9 protein-coding genes are annotated in these 6,261 nt (G+C 70.9%); 8 read left to right on the top strand and 1 reads right to left on the bottom strand.

Annotation, left to right across the window (positions count from 1 at the left end; genetic code table 11):
• The first annotated feature begins 39 nt into the window (after positions 1–39).
• The 7 genes from rsmD to mutM all read left to right on the top strand — a co-directional run bounded on the left by rsmD (position 40) and on the right by mutM (position 5,036).
• Positions 40–621, top strand: coding sequence for a 16S rRNA (guanine(966)-N(2))-methyltransferase RsmD (gene rsmD, locus ABZ318_RS28045; RefSeq protein WP_093873903.1), 582 nt, complete (start codon positions 40–42; stop codon positions 619–621).
• Between the two features lie 26 nt (positions 622–647).
• Positions 648–1,127, top strand: coding sequence for a pantetheine-phosphate adenylyltransferase (gene coaD / locus ABZ318_RS28050; RefSeq protein WP_356905258.1), 480 nt, complete (start codon positions 648–650; stop codon positions 1,125–1,127).
• Between the two features lie 110 nt (positions 1,128–1,237).
• Entirely contained in the window at positions 1,238–2,248 is a 1,011-nt protein-coding gene (locus ABZ318_RS28055) for an ATP synthase F0 subunit B (RefSeq protein ID WP_356905253.1), read from the top strand.
• A gap of 64 nt (positions 2,249–2,312) precedes the next feature.
• Positions 2,313–3,050, top strand: coding sequence for a DUF177 domain-containing protein (locus ABZ318_RS28060; protein WP_356905254.1), 738 nt, complete (start codon positions 2,313–2,315; stop codon positions 3,048–3,050).
• A gap of 2 nt (positions 3,051–3,052) precedes the next feature.
• A complete protein-coding gene (gene rpmF / locus ABZ318_RS28065) occupies positions 3,053–3,226 on the top strand; it encodes a 50S ribosomal protein L32 (RefSeq protein WP_015036448.1) in 174 nt (57 codons plus the stop codon).
• A 19-nt stretch (positions 3,227–3,245) separates the two neighbouring features.
• The gene (rnc, locus tag ABZ318_RS28070) at positions 3,246–4,040 is read left to right on the top strand and encodes a ribonuclease III (protein WP_123455586.1); all 795 of its coding nucleotides are present in this window, start codon (positions 3,246–3,248) and stop codon (positions 4,038–4,040) included.
• A gap of 135 nt (positions 4,041–4,175) precedes the next feature.
• Positions 4,176–5,036, top strand: a complete 861-nt coding sequence (gene mutM, locus ABZ318_RS28075) for a bifunctional DNA-formamidopyrimidine glycosylase/DNA-(apurinic or apyrimidinic site) lyase (RefSeq protein WP_356905255.1) — start codon at positions 4,176–4,178, stop codon at positions 5,034–5,036.
• A gap of 4 nt (positions 5,037–5,040) precedes the next feature.
• Here the strand turns inward: mutM and ABZ318_RS28080 are convergent, their stop codons facing one another.
• Positions 5,041–5,439 carry a helix-turn-helix domain-containing protein gene (locus ABZ318_RS28080; protein WP_356905256.1) on the bottom strand — a complete coding sequence of 133 codons (399 nt, stop codon included), beginning with the start codon at positions 5,437–5,439 and terminating at the stop codon, positions 5,041–5,043.
• Positions 5,440–5,561: 122 nt separating this feature from the next.
• Between ABZ318_RS28080 and ABZ318_RS28085 the strand changes: the two genes are divergently transcribed.
• Entirely contained in the window at positions 5,562–6,146 is a 585-nt protein-coding gene (locus tag ABZ318_RS28085; RefSeq protein ID WP_356905257.1) for a flavodoxin family protein, read from the top strand.
• Positions 6,147–6,261 lie beyond the last annotated feature (115 nt).

The following is a 6,261-nucleotide window of genomic DNA, read 5'->3' on the forward strand; positions in this document are numbered from 1 at the left end:
TGGGACGTACGCATTGGACGACGCAGGACGAGGACACCGATGACCCGCGTGATCGCCGGCAGCGCCGGCGGACGGCGCCTGGCCGTGCCCCCCGGCAACGGCACCCGCCCCACCTCCGACCGGGCGCGGGAAGGCCTCTTCTCCACCTGGGAGTCGTTCCAGGGCCTGGCCGGGGCCAGGGTCGCCGACCTGTACGCGGGCTCCGGCGCCGTCGGCCTGGAGGCCCTCTCCCGGGGCGCCGCCCACGCCCTCCTCGTCGAGGCCGACCCCCGCGCCGCGAAGACGATCCGGGACAACGTCCGCTCGATCGGCCTGCCCGGCGCCGAACTCCGCACCGGCAAGGCCGAGCAGATCGTGACGGGACCGGCCCCCGCCGACCCGTACGACCTGGTCTTCCTCGACCCGCCCTACGCCGTCGGGGACGACGACCTCCGCGAGATTCTCCTCACACTGCGCTCGGGGGGCTGGCTGAGCGAGGATGCCCTGGTCACCGTGGAGCGCAGCACCCGAGGCGGGGAGTTCGGCTGGCCCGAGGGCTTCGAACCCCTGCGATCCCGTCGCTACGGCGAGGGAACGTTTTGGTACGGTCGCGCCGCCTCTACGTGCGAAGACGCACGATGACCGGACCGGAGAGCGAGGGACACAAGTTGCGCCGCGCCGTCTGTCCGGGGTCATTCGACCCCATCCACAACGGACATCTCGACATCATCGCCCGCGCCTCCAAGCTGTACGACGTCGTACACGTGGCCGTGATGATCAACCAGTCGAAGAAGGGCCTCTTCACGGTCGACGAGCGGATAGAGCTCATCCGCGAGGTCACCGCCGACTTCGGGAACGTCGAGGTGGAGTCCTTCCACGGCCTCCTCGTCGACTTCTGCAAGCAGCGCGACATCCCCGCGATCGTCAAGGGACTGCGCGCGGTCAGCGACTTCGACTACGAGCTGCAGATGGCCCAGATGAACATCGGCCTCTCGGGCGTCGAGACCCTCTTCGTCCCCACCAACCCGACGTACAGCTTCTTCTCCTCCTCCCTGGTCAAGGAAGTGGCCGCCTGGGGCGGCGACGTCTCCCACCTGGTCCCGCCGACGGTCCTCCCGCGGCTGACCGAGCGACTCGCCCGGAAGTGACGCGCGGCCACCGCCGCTGACGCTCCGTCACCTGGTGTCGGACGGGCGCCGACTGCCCTTACAGTCGTCCCGTCCGTCTCCATCCAGCTGTAGAGAGTGGCGAGCACCAGGTGGACGTGCAGAAGAAGCTCGACGAGATCGTCGCGACCGTGCAGGGCGCCCGTTCCATGCCCATGTCGGCATCCTGCGTGGTCAACCGCGCCGAGCTGCTCGCCTTGCTCGAAGAGGTGCGCCAGGCCCTGCCCGGCTCCCTGGCCCAGGCCCAGGAGCTGATCGGCGGCCGTGAGCAGATGGTCGAGCAGGCCCGCCAGGAGGCCGAGCGGATCATCGAGGCCGCCCACGCCGAGCGGGGCTCGATCGTCTCCGACACCCAGGTCGCCCGCGAGTCGCAGGAGGAGGCCGACCGGATCCTCGCCGAGGCCCGCCGCGAGGCCGAGGAGGTACGGGCCGAGGCCGACGACTACGTGGACTCCAAGCTCGCCAACTTCGAGGTCGTCCTCAACAAGACCATCGGCTCCGTCGACCGCGGGCGCGAGAAGCTCCTCGGCCGCGGCCCGGGCCTCGACCGGGACGGCTACGCCGACGCGGACGCCCCCGAGTACAGCGCCGACCCGGGGACCCTCATCCAGCGGGCCGACGAGTACGTGGACGCGAAGCTGGGCGCCTTCGAGGCCGTCCTCAGCAAGACCCTGGAGGCCGTCGGGCGGGGCCGGCAGAAGCTGCACGGCCGGATCGCCACGGACGCCCTCGGCGAGCACATGGCCGCGCAGGACGGCCTCGGCGGCGCGGTCCACACCAGCGACGCGGACTACCTCGCCGGGCTCGCGGAGCTCTCCGACCCCGAGCCGGCGCCGATCCCGGCCCAGCAGCAGCCCGACCCGTACGGCTACCAGCAGCCCCAGCAGGACCCCGCCTACGCGTACCAGCAGCAGCCCGACGCGTACGGCTACCAGCAGCAGGACCCCTACGCGTACCAGGGGCAGTACGGCTACGAGCAGCAGCAGCCGCAGTACGCTCCGCAGGCCCAGCCGCAGCAGGCCGCCGCGCTCGACGAGACCAGCTTCTTCGACACGAGCATGATCGACCTGGAGCAGCTGCGCCGGTACGAACAGGGGCAGTAAGGGGCGGGGAGCCCGGATTGGGCCCTGAGCGAAGCGTCCAGTATCCTGGCCCTTCGGTCGCGCTATGTCCGCGATCCCCGCTGCCCACGTCCGGCAGCCTCCTCTCACGCCGCAGAACGATCCGAAAGCAGGAAGAGCCCTGAGCACGCGCCTCGACCACCGCAACCCCCTCGTGTTCGACACGCACGAGCTGGGGCGGCGTCCTGGTGCCCTGCAGCGGCTCTCGCGTTCGGTCGAGGCGCCCGGCGGCAACGCTGCGTTCGGCGTCGAAGGAGTGATCGGAGTGCCCGAGGGCTCTCCGGTGGAAATCGATCTCCGTCTTGAGTCGGTCATGGAAGGGGTGCTTGTCACAGGCACCGCCCGTGCATCGGCCGAGGGGGAGTGCGTAAGGTGTCTGGAGCCCGTCGAGCTGGAGCTCGACGTGGACTTCCAGGAGATGTTCTCGTACCCCGACTCCGACGACCGGGGCCGCTCCAGGGCGGCCGCGGACGACGAAGCCGAGGACGACGAGGACATGATCCCCCTCGAGGACGGCATGTTCGACCTCGAACCCGTGCTGCGTGATGCGGTGGTGCTCGCACTGCCGATGCAGCCGGTGTGCCGGGAGGACTGTGCGGGTCTGTGTTCCGAGTGCGGAACCAACCTGAACGAGAACCCGGACCACCACCATGAAGCCGTCGACATCCGTTGGGCGGCACTGCAGGGACTCGCCGGTTCGCTGGGAACCGATGAGAAGGACAACATGAGCGGCAAAGCCTCTGACGGGGACGTCCGAAGCGCCGCCGAGAAGCAGGAGAAGTAGCCGTGGCTGTTCCGAAGCGGAAGATGTCGCGCAGCAACACGCGCCACCGCCGGTCGCAGTGGAAGGCTGCGGTCCCCACCCTGGTTTCGTGTGAGCGTTGCCAGGAGCCGAAGCTGCAGCACATCGCGTGCCCGAGCTGCGGCACCTACAACAAGCGCCAGGTCCTCTCGGTCTGAGTGGCTGGTGAGAGGCACGATGTCTGAGAACATCAGCGCAGCCTCGTCCCACACGCTTCTGGAAGGGCGGCTCGGGTATCAGCTCGAGTCCGCCCTTCTGGTGCGTGCGCTGACCCACCGCTCGTACGCGTACGAGAACGGCGGTCTGCCCACCAACGAGCGCCTCGAGTTCCTCGGGGACTCCGTGCTCGGCCTGGTGGTCACGGACACGCTGTACCGCACCCACCCCGACCTGCCGGAAGGCCAGCTGGCCAAACTGCGGGCCGCGGTGGTCAACTCGCGTGCGCTGGCGGAGGTCGGGCGCGGCCTCGAACTCGGCTCCTTCATCCGGCTCGGCCGGGGCGAAGAGGGCACGGGCGGCCGGGACAAGGCGTCCATCCTCGCCGACACCCTCGAAGCGGTGATCGGCGCGGTCTATCTCGACCAGGGCCTCGACGCGGCGTCCGAGCTGGTGCACCGGCTCTTCGACCCGCTGATCGAGAAGTCCTCGAACCTCGGTGCCGGCCTGGACTGGAAGACCAGCCTCCAGGAGCTCACCGCGGCCGAGGGTCTGGGCGTCCCGGAGTACCTCGTCTCCGAGGAGGGTCCGGACCACGAGAAGACCTTCACCGCTGCCGCCCGCGTCGGTGGTGTCTCGTACGGCACCGGCACCGGCCGCAGCAAGAAGGAAGCGGAACAGCAGGCGGCGGAGTCCGCGTGGCGCGCGATCCGCGCGGCCGCGGACGAGCGCCTGGCGGCGGCGAAGGCCGCGGCGGACGCCGGCACGGTCGGCGAGCAGGACCGGAAGGACGGGGCCACCCCGGCCACCGCCTGACCGCGACCCCGCGCACTCCCGCGCTCCTTCGGCAGAGCCTTCCCGCCCGCCCCCGCCAGGGGCGGGCGGAGCCGTTTCCGGGGGCCCCGGGCGGTAGGCTGGCCGGACCACCCCGTCCCCTTCCGGAGGAGTCCCGTGCCCGAGCTGCCCGAGGTCGAGGTCGTACGGCGCGGTCTGGAGCGCTGGGTCGCCGGACGGACCGTGACCGAGGTCGAGGTGCTGCACCCCAGGGCCGTACGGCGCCACCCGGCGGGCGGCGAGGACTTCGCGGCCCGGCTGAAGGGACAGCGCTTCGAGGGGGCGCGGCGGCGCGGGAAGTACCTCTGGCTGCCGCTGGCGGAGACCGGGACCTCCGTCCTGGGACACCTCGGCATGAGCGGTCAGCTCCTCGTCCAGCCGGAGGACGCCCCGGACGAGAAGCACCTGCGCATCCGGGTCCGCTTCGACGACTCCCTCGGCACCGAGCTGCGCTTCGTCGACCAGCGCACCTTCGGCGGCCTCTCGCTCCACGACCAGACCCCCGACGGGCTCCCGGACGTCATCGCGCACATCGCCCGCGACCCGCTGGACCCGGCCTTCGACGACGCCGCCTTCCAGGGCGCGCTGCGGCTGCGCCGTACGACGATCAAGCGGGCCCTGCTCGACCAGTCGCTGATCAGCGGCGTCGGGAACATCTACGCCGACGAGGCGCTCTGGCGGTCGAGGCTGCACTACGACCGGCCGACCGCCACCCTGACCCGGCCGCGCTCGGCCGAGCTCCTCGGGCACGTCAGGGACGTGATGAACGCGGCGCTCGACGCCGGCGGCACCAGCTTCGACAGCCTGTACGTGAACGTCAACGGCGAGTCCGGCTACTTCGACCGCTCGCTGGACGCCTACGGACGCGAGGACGAGCCCTGCCGCCGCTGCGGTACGCCGATGCGGCGCCGCGCCTGGATGAACCGGTCCAGCTACTTCTGCCCGCGCTGCCAGCGCCCGCCGCGCACCACCGTCTGAGCCGTCAGGCGGTGACGGCCCCGGCGGCGGTTCCGGCGCGTTCCGCGTCGTAACTCTCGCGGGCGGTCAGGACCTGGTCCATCCGCCCCTCGACCAGCTCGATCAGGCCGATCAGCCGCTCCGCGACCTCGCGGCCGAGCGGGGTGAGCCGGTAGTCGACCCGCGGCGGGTTCGTGGGCTGGGCCTCGCGGTGGACGAGGCCGTCGCGCTCCAGGGCGTGCAGGGTCTGCGACAGCATCTTCTCGCTCACGCCGTCGACCCGGCGCCGCAGCTCGTTGAAGCGGAACGTCCCTTCGTGCAGGGCGCTCAGGGTCAGGCTGCCCCAGCGGCCCGTCACGTGCTCCAGCGTGCCGCGCGAGGGGCAGGCGCGCGCGAACACGTCGTAGGCGAGGTCGTCAGTCATGGCTCCACCGTACTCCGGCACAGCGCTTACCGTCACGAGTGCGCTAACCATCTGCTTGCGCTTTCCAAAAGTTAGTGCTCTACTTCTGGTCATCACCCGCACGCCCCTTCGAGGAGTCTTCTGTGACCAGCCCCGTCGTCTCCATCGCCTACCACTCCGGCTACGGCCACACCGCGGTCCTGGCCGAGGCCGTCCGTGACGGCGCCGCCGACGCGGGCGCCACCGTCCATCTGATCAAGGTCGACGGGATCACCGACGCCGAGTGGGAGCTGCTCGACGCCTCCGACGCGATCGTCTTCGGCTCCCCGACCTACATGGGCACCGCCTCCGGCGCCTTCCACCAGTTCGCCGAGGCCACCTCGAAGCGCTGGTTCACCGACGCCTGGCTGGACAAGCTCGCCGCCGGCTTCACCAACTCCGGCTCCAAGAGCGGCGACAAGCTGCACACCCTGCAGTTCTTCCAGACCCTCGCCGGCCAGCACGGCATGACCTGGGTCAACCTCGGCCTGAAGCCCGGCTGGAACACCAGCGAGGCCTCCGAGAACGACCTCAACCGCCTCGGCTTCTTCGCCGGCGCCGGCGCCCAGACCCACAACGACCTCGGTCCGGAGGGCGTCCACAAGGCCGACGTCGCCACCGCCGAGCACCTCGGCCGCCGCGTGGCGCAGACCGCCCGCACCTTCGCGGCCGGCAAGGCCGCCGTCTGACGCTCCCGCGCCCGTACGCGGAAGGGCCCCGTCACCTGGAGGTGACGGGGCAGCGGGGTCTGGGTCCTCGGCGACCCGGTCGAGCAGCGGCCGTCGATCGGCGGCCTCTCCCTGG

It is taken from the genome of Streptomyces sp. NPDC006197, assembly GCF_040613865.1.
Taxonomy (GTDB): Bacteria; Actinomycetota; Actinomycetes; order Streptomycetales; family Streptomycetaceae; genus Streptomyces.

What these genes read in the sequence shown, in the direction of transcription:
- rsmD (WP_093873903.1), top strand. Translation starts at nt 40, where the DNA reads ATGACCCGCGTGATCGCCGGCAGCGCCGGCGGACGGCGCCTGGCCGTG.
- ABZ318_RS28060 (WP_356905254.1), top strand. Translation starts at nt 2,313, where the DNA reads ATGTCCGCGATCCCCGCTGCCCACGTCCGGCAGCCTCCTCTCACGCCG.
- rnc (WP_123455586.1), top strand. Translation starts at nt 3,246, where the DNA reads ATGTCTGAGAACATCAGCGCAGCCTCGTCCCACACGCTTCTGGAAGGG.
- ABZ318_RS28080 (WP_356905256.1), bottom strand. Translation starts at nt 5,439, where the DNA reads ATGACTGACGACCTCGCCTACGACGTGTTCGCGCGCGCCTGCCCCTCG.